At 39.0% G+C, this 18,396-nt stretch carries 24 protein-coding genes; 19 read left to right on the plus strand and 5 right to left on the minus strand.

Annotated features, from left to right (window positions below; translation table 11 throughout):
• Nucleotides 1-37 precede the first annotated feature (37 nt).
• The 7 genes from coxB to JI665_RS02950 all read left to right on the plus strand — a co-directional run bounded on the left by coxB (nucleotide 38) and on the right by JI665_RS02950 (nucleotide 7,079).
• Nucleotides 38-1,114, plus strand: a complete 1,077-nt coding sequence (gene coxB / locus JI665_RS02920) for a cytochrome c oxidase subunit II (protein WP_019381689.1) — start codon at nucleotides 38-40, stop codon at nucleotides 1,112-1,114.
• Between the two features lie 27 nt (nucleotides 1,115-1,141).
• Complete coding sequence (gene ctaD, locus JI665_RS02925) at nucleotides 1,142-3,010, plus strand: cytochrome c oxidase subunit I (protein ID WP_370225106.1); 1,869 nt, start codon at nucleotides 1,142-1,144, stop codon at nucleotides 3,008-3,010.
• Complete coding sequence (locus tag JI665_RS02930) at nucleotides 3,010-3,639, plus strand: cytochrome (ubi)quinol oxidase subunit III (protein WP_009330943.1); 630 nt, start codon at nucleotides 3,010-3,012, stop codon at nucleotides 3,637-3,639. The genes ctaD and JI665_RS02930 overlap by 1 nt, the downstream gene beginning before the upstream one ends.
• A 4-nt stretch (nucleotides 3,640-3,643) precedes the next feature.
• A complete protein-coding gene (ctaF, locus tag JI665_RS02935) occupies nucleotides 3,644-3,979 on the plus strand; it encodes a cytochrome c oxidase subunit IVB (RefSeq protein ID WP_206836034.1) in 336 nt (111 codons plus the stop codon).
• A 190-nt stretch (nucleotides 3,980-4,169) separates the two neighbouring features.
• Nucleotides 4,170-5,072 carry a cytochrome c oxidase assembly factor CtaG gene (ctaG, locus tag JI665_RS02940; protein ID WP_206836037.1) on the plus strand — a complete coding sequence of 301 codons (903 nt, stop codon included), beginning with the start codon at nucleotides 4,170-4,172 and terminating at the stop codon, nucleotides 5,070-5,072.
• 235 nt (nucleotides 5,073-5,307) lie between these two features.
• On the plus strand, nucleotides 5,308-5,775 hold the full coding sequence (locus JI665_RS02945) for a DUF420 domain-containing protein (protein ID WP_206836040.1): 468 nt from the start codon (nucleotides 5,308-5,310) through the stop codon (nucleotides 5,773-5,775).
• Nucleotides 5,776-5,906: 131 nt separating this feature from the next.
• Nucleotides 5,907-7,079 carry a GNAT family N-acetyltransferase gene (locus tag JI665_RS02950; protein ID WP_206836043.1) on the plus strand — a complete coding sequence of 391 codons (1,173 nt, stop codon included), beginning with the start codon at nucleotides 5,907-5,909 and terminating at the stop codon, nucleotides 7,077-7,079.
• Between the two features lie 72 nt (nucleotides 7,080-7,151).
• On the opposite strand, the gene ytvI is transcribed toward JI665_RS02950, so the two are convergent.
• Nucleotides 7,152-8,210, minus strand: coding sequence for a sporulation integral membrane protein YtvI (gene ytvI, locus JI665_RS02955; RefSeq protein ID WP_206836046.1), 1,059 nt, complete (start codon nucleotides 8,208-8,210; stop codon nucleotides 7,152-7,154).
• Nucleotides 8,211-8,367: 157 nt separating this feature from the next.
• On the opposite strand from ytvI, the gene JI665_RS02960 reads away from it, so the two are divergent.
• Entirely contained in the window at nucleotides 8,368-8,724 is a 357-nt protein-coding gene (locus JI665_RS02960; protein ID WP_244671069.1) for an Asp23/Gls24 family envelope stress response protein, read from the plus strand.
• Between the two features lie 98 nt (nucleotides 8,725-8,822).
• Here JI665_RS02960 and JI665_RS02965 read toward each other — a convergent pair whose 3' ends face one another.
• Nucleotides 8,823-9,182, minus strand: a complete 360-nt coding sequence (locus JI665_RS02965; protein WP_206836047.1) for a YugN family protein — start codon at nucleotides 9,180-9,182, stop codon at nucleotides 8,823-8,825.
• Nucleotides 9,183-9,416: 234 nt separating this feature from the next.
• Here JI665_RS02965 and JI665_RS02970 point away from each other — a divergent pair, with 234 nt between their 5' ends.
• The 3 genes from JI665_RS02970 to JI665_RS02980 all read left to right on the plus strand — a co-directional run bounded on the left by JI665_RS02970 (nucleotide 9,417) and on the right by JI665_RS02980 (nucleotide 11,766).
• Entirely contained in the window at nucleotides 9,417-10,058 is a 642-nt protein-coding gene (locus tag JI665_RS02970; protein ID WP_206836050.1) for a CAP domain-containing protein, read from the plus strand.
• Between the two features lie 3 nt (nucleotides 10,059-10,061).
• Nucleotides 10,062-10,493: a CBS domain-containing protein gene (locus JI665_RS02975; RefSeq protein WP_206836052.1), complete on the plus strand. Its 432-nt coding sequence runs from the start codon at nucleotides 10,062-10,064 to the stop codon at nucleotides 10,491-10,493.
• 247 nt (nucleotides 10,494-10,740) lie between these two features.
• On the plus strand, nucleotides 10,741-11,766 hold the full coding sequence (locus JI665_RS02980) for a CAP domain-containing protein (RefSeq protein WP_312886129.1): 1,026 nt from the start codon (nucleotides 10,741-10,743) through the stop codon (nucleotides 11,764-11,766).
• 14 nt (nucleotides 11,767-11,780) lie between these two features.
• Here the strand turns inward: JI665_RS02980 and JI665_RS02985 are convergent, their stop codons facing one another.
• Nucleotides 11,781-12,158, minus strand: a complete 378-nt coding sequence (locus tag JI665_RS02985) for a hypothetical protein (protein ID WP_206836054.1) — start codon at nucleotides 12,156-12,158, stop codon at nucleotides 11,781-11,783.
• A gap of 14 nt (nucleotides 12,159-12,172) precedes the next feature.
• Complete coding sequence (locus JI665_RS02990) at nucleotides 12,173-12,670, minus strand: PaaI family thioesterase (protein ID WP_206836057.1); 498 nt, start codon at nucleotides 12,668-12,670, stop codon at nucleotides 12,173-12,175.
• Between the two features lie 162 nt (nucleotides 12,671-12,832).
• Between JI665_RS02990 and JI665_RS02995 the strand changes: the two genes are divergently transcribed.
• From JI665_RS02995 to JI665_RS03015, 5 genes are all read left to right on the plus strand, one after another.
• Nucleotides 12,833-13,240, plus strand: coding sequence for a YlbD family protein (locus JI665_RS02995; RefSeq protein ID WP_206836059.1), 408 nt, complete (start codon nucleotides 12,833-12,835; stop codon nucleotides 13,238-13,240).
• Between the two features lie 12 nt (nucleotides 13,241-13,252).
• Nucleotides 13,253-13,495, plus strand: coding sequence for a YlbE-like family protein (locus JI665_RS03000; protein WP_009330929.1), 243 nt, complete (start codon nucleotides 13,253-13,255; stop codon nucleotides 13,493-13,495).
• A 178-nt stretch (nucleotides 13,496-13,673) separates the two neighbouring features.
• Nucleotides 13,674-14,102 carry a hypothetical protein gene (locus JI665_RS03005; protein WP_206836062.1) on the plus strand — a complete coding sequence of 143 codons (429 nt, stop codon included), beginning with the start codon at nucleotides 13,674-13,676 and terminating at the stop codon, nucleotides 14,100-14,102.
• Between the two features lie 59 nt (nucleotides 14,103-14,161).
• Nucleotides 14,162-14,602 (plus strand): YlbF family regulator, encoded by a 441-nt coding sequence (locus JI665_RS03010; RefSeq protein WP_206836065.1) that lies wholly within the window; start codon nucleotides 14,162-14,164, stop codon nucleotides 14,600-14,602.
• A gap of 122 nt (nucleotides 14,603-14,724) precedes the next feature.
• Nucleotides 14,725-15,000 carry a YlbG family protein gene (locus JI665_RS03015; RefSeq protein WP_009330926.1) on the plus strand — a complete coding sequence of 92 codons (276 nt, stop codon included), beginning with the start codon at nucleotides 14,725-14,727 and terminating at the stop codon, nucleotides 14,998-15,000.
• Nucleotides 15,001-15,040: 40 nt separating this feature from the next.
• Here JI665_RS03015 and JI665_RS03020 read toward each other — a convergent pair whose 3' ends face one another.
• Nucleotides 15,041-15,430, minus strand: a complete 390-nt coding sequence (locus JI665_RS03020) for a DUF7147 family protein (RefSeq protein ID WP_206836068.1) — start codon at nucleotides 15,428-15,430, stop codon at nucleotides 15,041-15,043.
• 128 nt (nucleotides 15,431-15,558) lie between these two features.
• Between JI665_RS03020 and JI665_RS03025 the strand changes: the two genes are divergently transcribed.
• The 3 genes from JI665_RS03025 (at nucleotide 15,559) to rsmD (ending at nucleotide 18,359) form a co-directional block, all read left to right on the plus strand.
• Complete coding sequence (locus JI665_RS03025; RefSeq protein ID WP_206836071.1) at nucleotides 15,559-15,873, plus strand: hypothetical protein; 315 nt, start codon at nucleotides 15,559-15,561, stop codon at nucleotides 15,871-15,873.
• A gap of 177 nt (nucleotides 15,874-16,050) precedes the next feature.
• A complete protein-coding gene (locus JI665_RS03030; protein WP_206836074.1) occupies nucleotides 16,051-17,463 on the plus strand; it encodes a stalk domain-containing protein in 1,413 nt (470 codons plus the stop codon).
• 344 nt (nucleotides 17,464-17,807) lie between these two features.
• Nucleotides 17,808-18,359, plus strand: coding sequence for a 16S rRNA (guanine(966)-N(2))-methyltransferase RsmD (gene rsmD, locus JI665_RS03035; protein WP_206836077.1), 552 nt, complete (start codon nucleotides 17,808-17,810; stop codon nucleotides 18,357-18,359).
• Nucleotides 18,360-18,396: the final 37 nt, after the last annotated feature.

Consider the following 18,396-nt stretch of genomic DNA (forward strand, 5'->3'; position numbering starts at 1 on the left):
AAATGAAATTTTTACGAAAGAGGGGTTTGATTAAGCTATGAAAAGGCTTGCAAAGTGGCGTCTTTTTTCTCTGTTTGCAATGATGGCGCTCATTCTTTCCGCTTGCTCCGGCAAACCGTATTTATCTACGCTGAATCCTGCCGGCGAAGTGGCGCAAACACAATTTGATTTGATGGTGTTAAGTACTGCAATAATGGTAGGAGTAATTGCGGTCGTAACAGTAATCTTCTTTATTGTTGTTTTTAAATTCCGCCGCAAGGACGACAGAATTCCAAAACAAGTTGAAGGAAGCCACAAACTGGAAATCATTTGGACTGTTATTCCTATTCTTTTGCTTCTAATTCTTGCTGTACCTACAGTTTCTGCTACCTTTAAGCTTGCAGATGTAAGCCCAATGGAAAAGAAGAATGAAGAAGGCAAAACAGATGCACTTGTTGTTAATGTGCGTGCAAACTTATACTGGTGGGAATTCGAATATCCTAACCAGGAAATTATCACTGGCCAGGAATTAGTTGTGCCAACTGATGAAAAAGTTTATTTCAATCTGATTGCTTCAGATGTTAAGCACTCCTTTTGGATCCCAGCTGTAGGCGGTAAGCTGGATACGAACACTGACAACGTGAACAAATTCTGGCTGAAATTTGATGGTGAAAAAGCTGCTGAGGCTGATAATTTCTTCTATGGAAAATGTGCTGAGCTTTGTGGTCCTTCCCACGCTCTAATGGATTTCAAAGTTAAAGCGGTTCCACGTGATCAATTCGATCAATGGGTAACTGCCATGCAGGACGTTAAAGAACCTAAAAAGGCAGAGACAGATCTGGCTCAAGCTGGTCAGGAAGTCTTCAACAACAGCTGTATCGGCTGTCATGCTGTAACACCGGCTAACACTGCTCCTGAAGCAGCTCGTCTAGCTCCTAACTTGACGAACTTCGGTGATCGTGACCGTATTGCTGGTATCCTTGACCATACTGAGGAAGATCTTAAGGATTGGTTAAGAGATCCAGAGACATTCAAGCCTGGAAATAAAATGACAGGTACGTATGGCGAATTGACTGAAGAACAGCTTGATGCCCTTACAGAATACTTAATGGGCTTGAAAGTTACCGAACAATAGGGGATTTTTGAAAAGGGAGGTAAAATTGTGAGTACCTTAGCACAAAAAAAAGGTGTCGGAGCGGTTTTATGGGATTACTTAACAACGGTTGACCATAAAAAAATCGCAATCCTTTATCTTATAGCTGGCGGATTTTTCTTCTTGCTTGGCGGATTAGAAGCCATGTTCATCCGTATCCAGCTTGCAGTACCAAATAATGACTTTGTAAGTGCCGGATTGTATAATGAGATATTAACAATGCACGGTACAACGATGATCTTCTTGGCGGCAATGCCACTAATTTTTGCTTTTATGAATGCAGTTATGCCACTGCAGATCGGTGCGCGTGACGTAGCATTTCCATTCTTGAATTCTTTAGGATTCTGGCTGTTTTTCTTTGGAGGAGTTTTCTTGAACCTATCATGGTTCTTAGGCGGAGCTCCTGATGCCGGCTGGACTTCTTATGCTTCTTTATCAATTGCTTCTGAAGGGCATGGGATCGACTTCTATGCACTTGGGCTGCAGATATCAGGTGCTGGTACTTTAATCGGGGGTATCAACTTCCTTGTTACCATCATTAACATGCGTGCTCCTGGTATGACATATATGCGTATGCCAATGTTCACATGGGCAACTTTTGTTACATCTGCTTTGATTTTATTTGCATTCCCTGCTTTAACAGTAGGATTGTTCCTGTTAATTTTCGACCGTATGTTTGGATCTAACTTCTTTGATCCTGCAATGGGCGGTAATACAATTATCTGGGAGCACTTCTTCTGGATTTTTGGTCACCCGGAAGTTTACATCTTGGTATTGCCGGCTTTCGGAATTTTCTCTGAGATATTTTCGATTTTCTCAAGAAAGCGCCTATTCGGATACTCTTCCATGGTATTCGCAACGGTTCTTATTGGATTCTTAGGATTCATGGTATGGGCTCACCATATGTTTACAACTGGTATGGGGCCGATTGCTAACGCGATTTTTGCCGTTGCCACAATGGCGATTGCAGTACCGACTGGTATTAAGATATTTAACTGGCTATTTACAATGTGGGGCGGAAGCATAACGTTTACAACTCCAATGCTTTGGGCTGTTGCCTTTATTCCTTCATTCGTAGCTGGTGGTGTAACCGGTGTAATGCTTGCATCTGCTGCACAGGATTATCAGTACCATGACAGCTACTTTGTAGTTGCTCACTTCCATTATGTTATTGTCGGCGGTGTTGTGTTTGCACTATTTGCTGGTGCACATCTATACTGGCCAAAAATGTTTGGAACAATGTTAAACGAGTTCCTTGGAAAAATTACATTCGTATTATTCTTTATTGGATTCCATTTGACATTCTTTATCCAGCATTTCCTGGGGCTTTGGGGAATGCCGCGCCGCATCTTCACTTTCCTTCCTGGACAGGGACTAGAAACGGCAAATATGGTTAGTACTGTCGGTGCCTTCTTCATGGCAGCTGCAGTAATCATTATGTTAATTAATATTGTCATTACAAGTGTTAAAAATGAAAAAGTTGGCAATGATCCTTGGGGAGATGGCCGTACTTTAGAATGGGCCATTCCATCACCGCCTCCATTCTACAACTTCAAGCAGCTTCCGCTGGTTCGCGGTCTTGATGCATATTGGCTTGAAAAGATGGAAGGCAAACAAGGCATGTCACCTGCTGAACCGCTTGGTGATATCCATATGCCAAATAACTCTTTCATTCCATTTGTAATTTCTTTAGGTCTATTTGTTGCTGCGTTTGGTGCAATGTACCGTGCGGAGCACAGCTGGGGTATTCCAGTTCTAATCGCTGGTATGCTTATTACCTTAGGTTCAATGTTTGTTCGTTCTGTTAAGGATGATCATGGATACCACATTCATAAAGAAGATTTGGAAGATAATAATGATAAGGGGGTTAAGGCATAATGGCTGCTGAACAAAAAATGACTTATGAAACTTGGCCGGCGTCGCCTGAAAAGCAAACCCTCGAAGCCAAGAACAAATTCTTAGGTTTCTGGTTTTTCCTTGGGGGAGAGACGGTTCTATTCGCATCCCTCTTCGCAACATACCTTGCTTTAAAAGATAAAGTACCTAGCAGTGATATGGCTTTAGCGAAGGACTTGTTTGAAATTCCATTGGCATTCATTATGACGATGCTATTATTAACAAGCTCGTTAACAAGCGTGTACGCTATGTACCATATGAAGAATTTTAACTTTAAAAAGATGCAGCTATGGCTTGGAATTACTGTTTTGCTTGGACTTGGATTCCTAGGATTGGAAATTTACGAGTTCAATCACTATGTGCATGAATTTCATCATAGCTTTACAAGCAGCGCCTTTGGTTCAGCTTTCTATACATTAGTCGGCTTCCATGGCGGTCACGTTGCATTTGGTTTACTGTGGATCACTACTTTAATGATCCGCAACAGCAAGAGGGGATTAAGCCTTTACAATGCTCCTAAGTTCTATGTTGCCAGCCTGTACTGGCACTTCATCGACGTTGTTTGGGTATTCATCTTCACTGTAGTATATTTAATGGGAATGGTGGGATAAACTGATGGCCAATCAACAACCAAACTCAGGTAACCCAAGAGTAGACATTGAATATAGACGCAAAAAAAGTGCAGAAGAGATGAAACATCAAGTTATCACATTTGCACTTATGATCTTCCTGACAATTGTTGCGTTCGTAGCAGCAGGTTATGAAGGTTTCTCTGGATGGTTTATTGTTCCATTCATCCTGATTCTTGCTCTCGTGCAAGTAATCTTTCAATTATATTATTTCATGCATATGAGTCACAAAGGTCATGAAGCACCTGCATTGTTCTTATATTCCGGAGCATTAGTCGGATTTATCACAATCATTGCTTTCTTGACTGTTATTTGGTGGTAGTATAAGAGAAAATCGGCTGATGGCCGGTTTTCTTTTTATGTAACGCAGCTTTGGCAATTAATAAGCATTTACTGAATTATTGAGATCGCAGGCTGAAAAGAGTATAATGATACTTGTCAATCTGGAAAGCAGAATATTCATGGCAGGATGCGTTTTTGGCAGTTTGAGCAATATTGAATGAGGTGAAAGCATGTCTTTAGAAATATTCGGTTTTCGTGCACTTTGGAGTCCATATTTCTTTTTATTTGTACTATTGATACTTGCAGGCTACTATATGATTACAATAAAGTACCGCGGAAAGTTCAAAAGTAGTGAGCCTTTAACTAGAAGGCAGGGAGTGTATTTTACAGTGGCGATGGCAGTGTTATATGCCATTAAGGGCTCCCCTGTTGATCTTATGGGTCATTTAATGTTTTATGCTCATATGATTCAAATGGCAATACTGTATCTAGTTGTTCCTCCTCTTGTTGTTATGGGAATCCCTCAGTGGGTGTGGAGAGCAGTGATTAATCATAAAGCTATTAAACCGGTATTCCGACTTTTTACAAAGCCTTTAGTAGCAATAATCCTGTTTAATGGAGTATTTTCCATGTACCACATACCAGATGTTTTTGATGTGGTCAAAACGGATATGATGCTCCATACTGTGTATACATCTGCTCTATTCCTGCTTGCGATCTTTATGTGGTGGCCAACGATTAATGAGCTTCCTGAAATGGAGTCCCTTGACGGCCTGAGAAAGGTAGGATATGTTTTTGCCAATGGTGTTTTATTGACACCTGCGTGTGCACTGATCATATTTGCAGATACTCCAATGTACAACACATATTCTGATCCGAATGCCTGGGCGCAGGCCCTTCAGTTATGTGTCCCTTCTGCGACACTGGCAAGCCTGAACCTCAGCGGTCCTGAAATGTTTAACTCAATGTCACTTATACATGACCAGCAGCTTGGCGGAGTAATTATGAAGATCATTCAGGAAATTGTCTATGGCATCATCCTCGCACAAATCTTCTATGCATGGTATAAAAAGGAACAGGAAATTACACCTTCAGAGGAAGAACCATTGTTAAATCCGCATTTAGTAAAATAAATGGAAACTCCAGTGTGCAGCTGGAGTTTTTTTTATAAAAAAATGAGTTGCCTCTTTCTTATACCAGCAATGAAATCTATGCTTACTTATTGATAAATATTGAACATTTAAGGAACTTTTATTAAATGCCCTTACAGTTTGTTGAAAAAAACAGTGCACTCTACTAAAATTAACTTTGTAATAATCAATAACATGCTATTGAATTTCAAACCGATATTGGAGAGAGGAAGAATTTATGGAATACTCATTGCCTATACTGCCTACCATCAGCACGACTTTTATTGTGCTAAGTGCAATAACAGTTGCGATTGGCTGGGTTCAAATTAGCAAAAAGAAGCTTGAAGCTCATAAAAAAACAATGACTTTGGCTGCTGTGTTTGCTGTTATTTTCTTTATCATATATGCCAGCAGAACAGTTTTTATAGGAAATACTGCTTTTGGGGGCCCTGATGATATAAAAATTTATTATACAATTTTCTTAATTTTCCATATTACGCTTGCAACTGTAGGAGCAGTGTTAGGGATAATCTCATTATATACAGGCTATAAAAATAAATTGGCTGCCCATAGAAAGTTAGGCCCAGTTACCAGTGTTGTCTGGTTCTTTACTGGCATAACAGGTGTCGCAGTTTATCTGCTGCTGTATGTTTTCTATCACGGTGGAGAAACAACCTCCGTTATAAAGGCGATTTTGGGTACTTAATCGGTTAAGGATACCGCTATCTATTTAGCGGTATTTTTTATGCTCAAAATAATATCCGCTTCCCTATTTTAAAAGGACTTATTAAGTATATGGCGAATATTTATCATGATATATAATTGGGAGTGAGTTTGGTGTCGGTAAGAAAATTATCAGAGAATGAATATATAGAGGCCATGAAGCTTTCCATGTATGCCTTTCAGTACAATGTGCCTGAAGCTGAAATTCCTGCCCGGAAGGAACGATTAGAAAGTCATTCCATTTTTGGTATTTGGGAAGAGGAAAGTTTGGCTGCCAAGCTTCACATCATCCCCCTTAAAGTTCATATTAATGGATTTGAATGGGACATGGGAGGTGTTGCAGGTGTGGCAACATATCCTGAATTCAGAAGAAAAGGGTATGTAAGCAGACTGATAAAGCACGCTTTGGCCGAGATGAACAAAAAGAATCAGCTATTTTCATTTTTGCATCCTTTTAATATTTCTTTCTATCGGAAATACGGATGGGAGATATTCACCGAATATAAGAAAACACTTATTAACAGAATAGATTTAGTAATGGCAGGAAAATCTTCAGGGACCATTAAACGATATACTAAGAACCAGCACACAAAAACCATCGAAAAGATTTATAAAGAATATATGCTGAGGTATTCAGGCGGGCTTGTGAGAGACTCATATTGGTGGGAGAACTTTGTGTATTCTGACTACCAGATTGCTGTGTATTTTGACGAAGCAGGTGAAGGACAGGGCTATATATTATTTAAGGTAAAAGACAATAAAATGGATGTCGAAGAATTTGCAGCATTAAATCAGGATGCCAGAGTGAATTTATGGAATTTTATCTGTCAGCATGATTCGATGGTTGAGGAAGTAAAGATCATTACATCGGTACACGATCCATTTCCTTATTACCTGAATCAGCCTAATTTAAAAATGGAGGTTTTTCCGTACTTTATGGGGAGAATCGTCAATGCTGAAAAGTGTCTCGGCCAATATTCATTCAATGAAAATAGTGAAAATGTCTTTCTGCATATTGAGGATCACCATGCACCATGGAATAATGGAAGCTACTTAATTGCTGACGATGGTGTCAGGGTGTTTAAAGAGAAAGAAGGAAGCCAATGCACAAACCCTCCTGCACGAGGTCTGCATATGTCTATCAATGCCCTTTCAGCGATAATAATTGGCTATAAGAGGCCAATAGAGTTGTATGATCTAGGTGCAATAAAAGGTCCAAGAAATGATGCAGAAATACTTGAAAGAAAAATTCCTGTGCAAAAATCCTTTTTCTATGACTTTTTTTAAGGAAACTCAGTTGAGATGTATTCAGGAAAGAAAAAGCGTCCAGGCGGACGCTTTTTTGCATTTTCATTAAGTTTATATTTTAAAATTCATCTTAATAAGTCCTGCTTCTTTTGCGGAATTAAAGGCAATGACCAGTAATGGGCCAATGATGAAGCCCAGTATTCCAATGAGTTTCAGGCCAAGATACATCGCTATTAGCGTAGCAAGCGGAGATAACCCTATATGGGTGCCCATTACCTTTGGCTCAACTGTCCTGCGGATGATTAAGAGGACGGCTGCCAGAATGGCTAATTGTGTCCCCATAGCTAAATCTCCTGTCAATAAATGAAACAATGCCCACGGGCCAAGAATGACAATAGAGCCAATAATAGGGATAAAGTCAATAACCCAAATGATTATTGACATGATCAATGCCATTTCTGGATTGATGAATAATAATCCAATCAGGGAAACGATAAAGATAATCACACTTACTAGGAATTGAGCCTTGAAAAAGCCAAATCCGACATAAGAGAGCCGTGAGGTCATAAATTTGACTTTATCTGCAGTTCTTTCTGTAAGGTGATTATACAAACCTTTTCTTAATCGCGGAAGATCTATTAAAAACAAAAATAAGGCAATCAAATATACGATGAAACTGACAAGATAGTTCGGGATGTTTGTCAGAAGTGCTTTTAAGCTATCAATATTTACGTATGCGACAAGGTCATTCTTCGTTTTATTAAGGAAGGATTGAATCTGGTTGCTAATTTCAGCAACAAGGTCTTTAGGAAGGTCCTTGGCAGCATTGGAAAAGTCCGCTTCTGCCCTGAGCCATGCTTTTGTAATTTCATTAATGTACATAGGAGCATTTTCAACAAGTTTAATGGCTTCTGTTATCACTTTTGTCGTAATAAAGTAGCCTGATAATCCAATGAAGAGGACAAATCCCAGAAAAGTAATCAGCACGGATACTCTTCGGCTTATTTTTATTTTATTTTGCAGCAGTTTCACAGCTGGCTCCAGGATTAATGCCGTAAAAAATGCAACAATTAGCGGAACAGAAACAGGCAAAATGAAATAAAAAAGGACAGTTATAAGAATTACAGCAATCAATATTAATAAAAAACGTTTTGTGAAAATCGCAGACAAAATAAGTCCCCTTTCCCAATGTTGTTAACCATCAAAAGACCGTAACACTTTGATTATAGTATGCATTAAATATTATAAAAACTAAAAATAATTGGTTTGAAACTGAGAGATTATTGCCCGGAATATAATAAATCGTACAGAAAGAAGTGAAAGAAGGATGCATATTGATCATCTTGACTTCGAGACGATTCAGGCAGCCAGTGATATAATCTCCGCAATCGTAGAATCCAGTCTGCAGGAAAGAGAAAGCGTCATTCCGCTCAATCATAAAAGATTCACATTCTTTAAGAAAATAAAAGATCCGATCTCCATATCTTTTAGGAATACTGAAGTATATTTGAAGATCAAGATTAACTTAATAAAGGGAAAAAATATTTTGGAGGAAACTCTCCAGATTCAGAAAGAAATCAAAGATGAAATTGTTCATGTAACCGGACTGGAAGTTAAAAGAGTTGATCTCTCAATTAAAAAATTATACCTGCCGGAAACAGTCTTCCGGAGCACTGATTACTGAATTTTGAACTCATACAGCTAATGTAAAAAGACGCATGATGTACATGCGTCTTTTCCATGCAGAAAATACATTCATTAATCATAATGAAAAAGCAAAAATTACTCAGCGAATTGGTCAATCTCTGCTTTGATCTCACTTAGAATTTTCTCGCATTGACTTACTAATGATTTTGGGAAGCTTTCACCTTCACCGTATTCTATCCCATGCGGATAATAATGCTTGCCAAGCAGGGGAGTCATAATCTGGATGGTTGCTCTATGTGCTCCTACATCACCTTCAGCAGCATATCCAAATACACGAAGGTAAAAAACACCCTCTTTTAATTCGAACTTGCGGTCATATGTAACTCTTTCATAATCCCATTGCCCTTCACGGACAAGGCCGTGTGAAAGCATTACTTCATCTAAGCGGGTTAAGTCTGCTTTTTTATTTTCCAGACCTGTGTTTTCAAATTTCATTATTGTCCCTCCTGAAAACAATCCATGGTTCAGATGAACGATCCATGCATAATTTTAACAAGTTTATCTCAAATTTAATAATAGTAGAAAAAAGCGTAACATGCAACGGATTCATGCAAGAAAACATCCATATCTCAAAGAACGTTAGTTGAAAAGGAATTAATTTAGGACTGGCTGCCTTATGATAAGCAAATAGAATTCAGAGCTGCCAAACTGTGAAAGGGGAAGCGTCAATTGCAGAAATTCAAAACAATCATTATCTTCTTATTTCTTATATTTTTAACAGCAGATCCTGCGGGCGCTGCAGCAGATTACAGGGTTGAGCAAAAGGACACTCTTTGGGAAATTGCCCTAAGATTCCAGCAGGATTTACAAGATATTATTAATAGCAACCCCCAGATAGAAAACCCTGATTTAATTTTTCCAGGTGAAATTATTATCATTCCTGGCCATGGAAGGAAAAGAGCTATTCCTAAAATGGATGTGAATGAAAATGAGCTTATGGAGCTTGCCAACCAAAAACGAAAAGAATTAAGGTTAAAACCATTGTCTGTAGATTTGCATCTGAATGGTGCAGCCAAGAAAAAATCTTTTGACATGATGAAATTAGAATATGTTTCACATAATTCTCCTACGTATGGAAATCCTACAGAAATGTTAAGGAATCAGCAGATTTCTTTTCTGACCGTAAAGGAGAACATTGGGGCGGGCTATAAAACAGCTGATGAAATGTTTGCTGCCTGGATGAATTCCTCAGTCCACCGGGAAAATATTCTAAGCAAAAAGGCGACACATATTGGTGCTGGATATATTCAAGGAGGCTTGCACGGTCACTATTGGACCATATTCATTGTTGAGAAAAATGAAGGAGGATAAAAAATGGAAAAGATTCGTGATATTATGACCGGCCATGTTGAAAGCTGCTCTCTATTGGACAATGTCTATGAAGTGGCAGTTAAGATGAAAGAATTAAACGTAGGGGCTATCCCGATTGTGGATAACGAAAAGCTAGTAGGAATGATTACTGACCGGGATATTGTTCTCCGCTGTGTTGCAGAAAAACACCCTGCTTCATCCAAAGTAGAAGATATTATGAGCAGCCGTTTAGTAACCGTTACCAGGGATACAGAGTCTCGGGAAGCAGCACGCTTGATGGCTGAACATCAGATTCGCAGGCTTCCTGTTGTGGAAGGTGACAAGCTTGTGGGAATCGTATCACTCGGAGACTTTGCCGTCCGTCATTTAACAGATGACCAGGCTGGCGAAGCACTTACTGATATTTCAAAACACGAAAGTGAAGCACATCATTAAGAGGACACCATTAGGGTGTTCTTTTTATTTTAAGTAAAACATTACATACAAGATGTTGTGAAAAGAATAGATAAACAATACACCTAATGGTATGATTAATAGTAAATATTGAGAGAATTTTATTCGGATTTCATTACTCAGTACACCCTGCATGTTATACTTTTAAATACATTGTAAGAGAGAAGGGAGGGACGGTTCTCTGCAGGCACTTTTTCGAATTTTAATATTAATTTCCATTTTTCTTGCAGTGGGCTTTTACATAGATATTGGACGTAATGAGAATGGGGAAATACTTGTCAATCAGGAAAATACACAGCCTGGTGCAGTTAAGGATATAAATAACAATGACAATAGTTTATCTTCCAATGCAGGGTTTCCTGAAAAAGGTCTGGCATCACTAATGGGAAAATCCGCCGCGGGACTTAAAGAAAGTTTAGGAGCACCGTCCAGAATAGATCCTTCTTTTTATGGTTACGATTGGTGGATTTATAATAAAAGCAGCACTGAGTATATTCAGGCTGGGGTAAGTAAAAATAAAGTGGTTAGTTTGTTTGCGACAGGTGAAGATGCAGACATTTATCCTTTCAAAATAGGACAGCCCATCGGTGAATTATATGCTTCCGTCTTTTTTGAAACAGATTTCAACTTAAAAGTAAAAGATAGCTCATATCGTTTCGAATTGTCTGAAGATGACCTCAATACAAGGCCCTTGGTTATGATTGGAGAATATTATGCACAGCTGAATATAGATAGATTTACAGGGACACTCTCCAGTGTGAGGGTAATGGATGCAGCCGCCTTAATTAAGCTTCGTCCGTATGAAATGGTTTACCGCGGTGAATTGTTGGAGCCCCCACAGCCATCTCCTGCTTTTGAGGAGGATGTAGAGAGAGCGAAAGAGAAGCAAATTTTTGACCTTACAAATATTATAAGGGTCAGACATCATTTACAGCCGCTGATATGGGATGATATGACTGCAGCCGCAGCTTTTGGCCATAGTAAAGATATGTATGAAAGCAATGACTTTTCGCATACTTCTAAAACTTATGGCGATTTGGCAGACCGGCTCAAAGCTGAAGGAGTCTCATTTGAGGCTGCAGGGGAAAACATAGCTGCAAATTATACAGATGCCCCCGCTGTCGTTGAAGGATGGCTTAACAGCAAAGGCCATCGGGATAGTCTGCTGAACGAAGAATTTACCCATCTTGGAGTTGGAGTTTATAAAAAGCATTATACGCAAAACTTTATAAAAAAAGCTGATGGAGAACCCTGAAATTAAAAAAGAGCCTAAGTAGGCTCTTTTTTTGCTCTAACATTTCGAATACGGCCAACATGAAAGAAGTCATCTTTCCAATTTCCATATAGGTGAACTGCATCGCCAATTTTCACAGAAGGGATTATGGTATTTTTCATTAAAGGGGTGATTTTTTTTAAATTGGATTGCGTGCTGTTCTTTGTTTGGATGGTCAGCTCAAGAACATGAACATAGCGGCTGTAATTATAGCGCTGCCTGTTTTCGCTGATTTGGACGACTTCACCCGATATTATGGCCTCTTCAGGAACATTTTGTAAACTTGCCCACTTCTCATAACCCTCACGCATTTCCTTTTTTGTCAGCCAAAAAAAATAAAGGCAGATTATTGGTATAACGATAGCGGTGACCATCTTCCCACCTGCTTTTAATTATTAACGTTTTTCTTTTCGATGATAAAAAAGCTGCCTGTTGCCTGTGCAATTTTTCTTCCATCCGAACGGAGTACATCTGCAGATAATACCATGCTTTTTGTGCCCTTATGATCAATCGTCGCTCTGCATGTCACGTATTCCCCTTTACCAACTGCAAGATAATGAATGTTTAACTGTGTCGTAACAGCCCCAAAGCCTTCCGGTAGCAGTGAAGATGCAAGTGTTCCCATGGCAGAGTCAATAATGGTTGCGGTTATTCCCCCATGGAGAATGCCAAGCGGATTATTAACTATCTGACTTAAAGGAACAGTCAGAATGCATTCATCCTCAGTTATTTGCCGTTCCATATGAAGAAGTCCCCCGATATAGGAACTGTTTTGACCGGTCTGTCTTTTATGAAAACCTGAAAGCAGGGACTCTAAAGCGTTTAATTCTTCCTCAGTTGCATTCTTGGTGCACTGATCAAATAATTCCATAAGATCTCTATTCATTATAATTCACCTTTCGATAACTTTCTGCATTCATATATTATCATTAATGGCAGAATTTTTGAATTTATTTTAATGACTGAATAGAGCAGGCATTTCATTCACCTTTTCCATTCACTGTCATATGGTATTATAGGCATTTGTATCAGAACGAGGTGATATGGCATGACCAAAACGAAACTTCATCCCTCCGTCGATAAGTTTAAAGAGTTTGTTAAACAGAATCCGCGAATCATCAAGGAAGTCAGGGCTGGAAATACAACCTGGCAGGAATTATATGAGGATTGGTATTTGCTTGGGGAAGAAGATTCAAGGTGGGATTCCTATAGAGAAAACAAAGAAGAAGCACAAAAGCCAGAAGAGAAAAAAAGTGACTGGATGGGCAGTATTATGGGGACTCTTAAGCAAATGGATACGAATCAAATGCAGGGGTACATCAGTAATCTCAGCCAGGCGCTTTCAGCAGTACAGGGTGTTATTTCCCAATTCCAGGGCGGTGGCCAGAAACCATCGGGAGGCTCAAAGCCAAGTGTGACTAAACCAAGCAGCCCTTTTACATTTAAAAAGGATTAAGGGGTTAAAAAGATGAGAAAAGATATTGTCGAGTATCTTGAACAAAAAAAGGAACTAAAGCAATTTATCCGTGAGCAGCCTCATTGGTATAGAACACTAAGCAGAAATCCAAATGAAATTCAATCTCTTGAAGTTGCCGCGCTGCATTATTACAAAAAAACGATTCCCCACCAAGTTGAAAAGTTTACTAATGGTGTGCAAATGGCTTCCATGATGATGAGCATGTTTCAGGCTATGAATTCTCAATCCAGTTAGGAAGCTTTCTCGTAACCGAGAGAGCTTTTTATTGGTTCTGTCCAGCTTTTAAAGCCATTGACTTCTCGAGGGTGGGCAAGGTGCTTTCGCTATAATAATTAAAGAGTAAAAATTAGCTGCGGGGCAAACACTATCTTTATGAAATGGTTACGGATGCCATCATAAGGAGTGTAAAATAATGAAAAGGCAAAAATGCATCTTTTTATCTCTGGTTATTTTTTTACTTGCAGCATGTCAGAAAGATTTACCAGAACCAGAAACAAAAATGGAAGCCATTCCAGTAAAAGAAGTTGAAGCAGCATCGCTTATGCCTCTTTCAGGTGTGGAAAGCGCAGCCAAAGATCCCTTTTTTGTCAGGCACCAGGTGAAAGGAAGAGACATTTTCGTTGAATGCATTGTGCAGGACGTTTCCTTTAGGAAACAAAGCAGCAAAGAAAAGGGGAAAATTCTGCTGTATGTGAACGGAAAGAAGAAGGATGAAATCCATTCAGCTGCTTTTATAGTAAAAGGACTTCCATCAGGCAAACATCGAATTGGACTGGAGCTCATAAAAGGCAACAGTGCTGAGGCATCTTCAAAAAGAGAGTTTATTGTAATGATCCCTTAGTTTACTTGCTTTAGCTTTAAACCGTTTCATGATAAAATAAGAAACGGAGGTGAGCTGTTTTGCTTGCTACATTAGAAAGAATGGCTATTTTGGACAAAGCTGACGAACTTGCAGCGATGATTACAGAATCTGAAGAAGCGGAACATTACCGCAAAAGTTTATATAAATTAAAGAACAGCCGTGAAACACAAAGGAAGATTCAGGACTTTGTCAAAATGAAAGAACTGTATGAAGAAGTTCAGCGATTTGGCAAATATCATCCCGAATACAAAATGGTGATGATGTCCATAAGGGAGCTAAAGCGTGACATGGATATGGATGCCCATGTGGCAGAGTTCAGAAGAGCCGAAACGGGCCTGCAAAACCTGCTCGATGAGGTAAGCATGCTGATAGGGCGTTCTGTCTCTGAACATATTAAGGTTCCTGCCGGCAATCCCTTCTTTGAATCAAGCTGCGGAGGCGGCTGCGGTTCTGGAGGCAGCTGTGGGTGTTCTGCTTAAAAAAACCAGCTTATGCTGGTTTTTGTTTTGAATTAATGCACAGTTTGAACCTTCCCATTGAAAACTGTCATTTTTCTATGCTAGACTAAATAAAACAAACGATCGCTGAAGGGGAAAACTATATGCTTGGTCAAAGGCAAGGAATAATTGTATGGCTTTATTCATTAAAACAGGCGAAAATGTTAAGAAGATTTGGAAATGTACATTATGTTTCAAAACGGCTGAAATATGTAGTGCTATATTGTGATCTTGCCGATACGGAAACAATTATGGAGAAGATAAATTCCTATTCTTTTGTTAAAAAAGTGGAGCCATCCTATAAGCCGTTCCTTAAAACGGAATTTGAAAATTCCAAACCGGACAAGGCTAAAGAATATGATTATAAGATGGGAATCTAAAAAGGCGTGAGCATAAGCTCATGCCTTTTTGTAAAATCTTTTATTGCAGTGGTGCAATATAGTGATTAAGCCTTAAGATCCCAATCAAATACTGAAAATATAATTCCTTTTCATTAAAGATAACAGATGGTTTTACTGTCAGCTGAATAATTTCCTTATTCAGGTTTTCCGCAGCATCCGCGAATAATTCATATCGTTTATTTGGTGCTGCCTTTGGATTCGGTATTCCTTCCCGGCATAAATATAGAGGCTGAAATCCGCCAGGGTCTGTCGGCTTCAGTATGACTGCCAGGGAAGTCACTTCTTTATTATCAATGCTCGTATGGAAAGCAGCCATGTGGGACAAACGATGCTTATTTCCCCGGGCGATTTCAATTAATTCATAAATATCAGAGTATCCTTCACCAATTTCTATAAAACGCTGTATCAAAATAGAACCCCCTTAAAACTCTTAGCATTCACTTCTTAAAAATAAAATACATTTTGTCCATCCATACTTTATCATTTTCAGCATAAAAATAGAAGTAGCACCTAAAAAGCAGAGGGGAGAGTGATTGAATGCTTTACCTTTTTCTTTCGATGACATTTCTTCTATGGGCAGCATACTTAGTAAAATCGGATATTTCTGCTATTGAAAAAAGGGATATTCATCATATGAATGGTTTTATTGTGGTCTCCATCATCGCAGCACTCAGTGCAAAAGGGATGCTGGCAGCAGCAAATAATATGGATGTCTTTTCCCTGACCCTTGGCGAACTTGAAGAATTTATATCGTCACAAGGTGTATCGTTTAATGATTGGGCATCTACCTGTATGAGTATTGGGGATATGAGCTGTATTTTAGATCATGGTATGGACTTTGACTTTGCATAAAATGTACTTAGGAATGCGGCGAAGAAATTTTATGATCATATTATCACCGTTGTTCATGAAAAACTCTATCCGGGCATAAAAGATGAAATTTCATACAAATTATACAAAATAAATGTGACGGATGACCTTCCCTTTGGTATTGTTAGGTTAAAAGAAATTGATTAAGAGGGCATAGCAATGTGGAAGGCATCTTTATTTATTTTTTTAATTTTGTCTGGAATCATTTCAGGCATGCTGTTTTGGCAGTGGCAGGCTTATTCTGAGCATGCGATTGCCTTGGAGAGTTCCGAGGCTATTACACAGGAAATCACAGTAGAAACACGTTTAAAGGAACTTAAAATCACTCAAAAGATAAACGGACTCATGGCACATGAAGAATATAGGCTTGTTATTCCCGACACTCTATTTAAATGGAAATGCAAGAATGGAACGGGAGAAGCCTGTGATTCAGCAGACGAAAATCCTTTTACCTTTTTTTCTTCTGATGATCAGATGATATTTGAATATACTGTACCGATAAATGAAAGAAATAAAGCATTATTGTTAACAAATTGGTTTGTGAAAATTCCCGGCAAAAAGGCTGAAGGCTTGTCCATAACTCTTACGGATTCTTTCAAAAGAGAGGGTTCATGGGCTGCGGGAATCCGGCTAAAAGCCCGAAAAAAATTAGACCATATTGATTATTATTATTTCGAGGGCAGAGGGGATGTTCCAACACTTTACTGGCAGCAAAAACCGCTGTTGAAGAAAGCTATTAACAACGCAGAGGTATACTCAGAAGACATACAGGCAGCCAGCTTAAATTTCCAAAAACTAAATGACATTGGGAATTTTCCATTCTTGACGATTATCTTTACTGATCAATATCCTGAATATAAGGATGAAAATATCCTTATTGCATCTTCTCGTACTGAGGCCAAAATGCTGGAAAAGGATATTATTACATTGCAGTTTCAAAGAAAGTTTGCAGAAAACACTCAAATGTGGATAATCGATGTTTTAACCTCAGGCTTATTAGATATGAATCCCATTTCATCGAAAGGAAGCGCAGCCCTGCAGGAATTGCAGGGCGAGCTAACCGAAGATCAGCTGAAAGCCTTTCTTATGAAAGCAATAAAGGTGAATTCTTTGAATGCAGAAAAACTGGACAAGCTCTTAAGTGATGTGAAAGGTCTTAATACACATTTTTTCACGATGAATACCAAAGGCGATGCTCCAGTTGTTCCTCTGTATTTTCAGAAAGAAAAAAAACTATTGGTGTCTGGTGCTGAGAAAGCAAGCATTGATTTAATCTATAGAGATGGAAAGAGGCTTCTTCCGTTTGCAGTGACGATGAAGGCATTAGGTTATGAGGTTAAGTTCCTATCCAGTGAGGAAACGATGCTTTTATCAAAGGGGAATAACATTTATCGGTTTTATTTAAATAAAAATGTTTTTATTTATAATGAAGAAGACTATGGACTGCTTGAAAATCCATTAACCAATCAAAACGGAACCGTATTTATGGAAATTCAATGGTTTAAATCTCTCTTCGGAGTCTCTGCTGAAGATAAAGAAGGCGAGATTCAGCTGAATTCCGAACCGGGCTAAATAAATTCAAAATAAAAAGCCCTGCAGATAACTGCAGGGTCCTTCTATATCCTTTTCAGGATAGAAGGCAAAGGGAGAGGAGAAACCGGAGGAAGAACTTATGGGGAAACGTAAGTCTTCTCCGCGGTTGGCAACAACATCCTCGAATAGATGCTGTTAATTACATTATTTCCACAATCCTCACCAATATACACTTCATGTTATATTTTTTTCGGATGATGATTCCGCTTACAATTTGCCGGGTGGCTACCATTTGTAAGATATGGTAGGATAGGATAGAAAAAAGCAGTTTTCCCTTCTCAGCAGGCAGGGAAATTGAAATTTTGCAGGTTAGCGGTGATAGTATGCGAGTGGTATCAGGAACAAGAAAAGGGAAAATATTGAAAGCTGTTCCGGGCAGTTCAACCCGTCCGACTACTGATAAAGTAAAAGAAGCTATTTTTAATATAATTGGGCCGTATTTCGACGGGGGCTATGGGCTTGATCTATTTGCGGGCAGCGGCGGTCTTGGCATCGAAGCCCTCAGCAGAGGAGCAGACAAGGTCATTTTTGTGGATAGGGACGGAAAGGCCATCCAAACCATCCATGAAAATATTCGGACATGCGGTTTTGAAGAAAAGGTGGAAGTATATCGAAATGATGCGGATCGTGCCATTAAGGCAATATTAAAAAGAGATCTTGTTTTCGATTATATATTTCTCGATCCGCCTTATCGCAAGCAGCAGCTTCTTAAGCTTCTGAACGTTATTGATGAGAATGATTTGCTTTCGGGTCAGGGAACGATTCTATGCGAACATGGTTCTGATGTAGAGCTCCCTGATACAGTGGGGAGACTGGTTCAGCGGAAACAGGAAAATTACGGGATAATATCTATCTCTATTTACAGCTGGGCTTAATAATACATACTTAGAATGCTTATGGAAAACGATACAT

It is taken from the genome of Bacillus sp. NTK034 (genome assembly GCF_017303275.1).
Classification (GTDB): domain Bacteria; phylum Bacillota; class Bacilli; order Bacillales; family Cytobacillaceae; genus Cytobacillus.

Bases quoted from the DNA above. Each gene is read 5' to 3' on its own strand.
- ctaF (WP_206836034.1), top strand. From the start codon at position 3,644: ATGGCCAATCAACAACCAAACTCAGGTAACCCAAGAGTAGACATTGAA.
- JI665_RS03025 (WP_206836071.1), top strand. From the start codon at position 15,559: ATGCTTTACCTTTTTCTTTCGATGACATTTCTTCTATGGGCAGCATAC.
- JI665_RS02965 (WP_206836047.1), bottom strand. From the start codon at position 9,182: ATGAAATTTGAAAACACAGGTCTGGAAAATAAAAAAGCAGACTTAACC.
- JI665_RS02975 (WP_206836052.1), top strand. From the start codon at position 10,062: ATGGAAAAGATTCGTGATATTATGACCGGCCATGTTGAAAGCTGCTCT.
- JI665_RS02960 (WP_244671069.1), top strand. From the start codon at position 8,368: ATGCATATTGATCATCTTGACTTCGAGACGATTCAGGCAGCCAGTGAT.
- JI665_RS02985 (WP_206836054.1), bottom strand. From the start codon at position 12,158: ATGGTCACCGCTATCGTTATACCAATAATCTGCCTTTATTTTTTTTGG.
- JI665_RS02945 (WP_206836040.1), top strand. From the start codon at position 5,308: ATGGAATACTCATTGCCTATACTGCCTACCATCAGCACGACTTTTATT.
- coxB (WP_019381689.1), top strand. From the start codon at position 38: ATGAAAAGGCTTGCAAAGTGGCGTCTTTTTTCTCTGTTTGCAATGATG.
- rsmD (WP_206836077.1), top strand. From the start codon at position 17,808: ATGCGAGTGGTATCAGGAACAAGAAAAGGGAAAATATTGAAAGCTGTT.
- JI665_RS03030 (WP_206836074.1), top strand. From the start codon at position 16,051: ATGTGGAAGGCATCTTTATTTATTTTTTTAATTTTGTCTGGAATCATT.
- JI665_RS03005 (WP_206836062.1), top strand. From the start codon at position 13,674: ATGAAAAGGCAAAAATGCATCTTTTTATCTCTGGTTATTTTTTTACTT.
- JI665_RS03000 (WP_009330929.1), top strand. From the start codon at position 13,253: ATGAGAAAAGATATTGTCGAGTATCTTGAACAAAAAAAGGAACTAAAG.
- JI665_RS02990 (WP_206836057.1), bottom strand. From the start codon at position 12,670: ATGAATAGAGATCTTATGGAATTATTTGATCAGTGCACCAAGAATGCA.
- JI665_RS02995 (WP_206836059.1), top strand. From the start codon at position 12,833: ATGACCAAAACGAAACTTCATCCCTCCGTCGATAAGTTTAAAGAGTTT.
- ctaG (WP_206836037.1), top strand. From the start codon at position 4,170: ATGTCTTTAGAAATATTCGGTTTTCGTGCACTTTGGAGTCCATATTTC.
- JI665_RS03015 (WP_009330926.1), top strand. From the start codon at position 14,725: ATGCTTGGTCAAAGGCAAGGAATAATTGTATGGCTTTATTCATTAAAA.
- JI665_RS02930 (WP_009330943.1), top strand. From the start codon at position 3,010: ATGGCTGCTGAACAAAAAATGACTTATGAAACTTGGCCGGCGTCGCCT.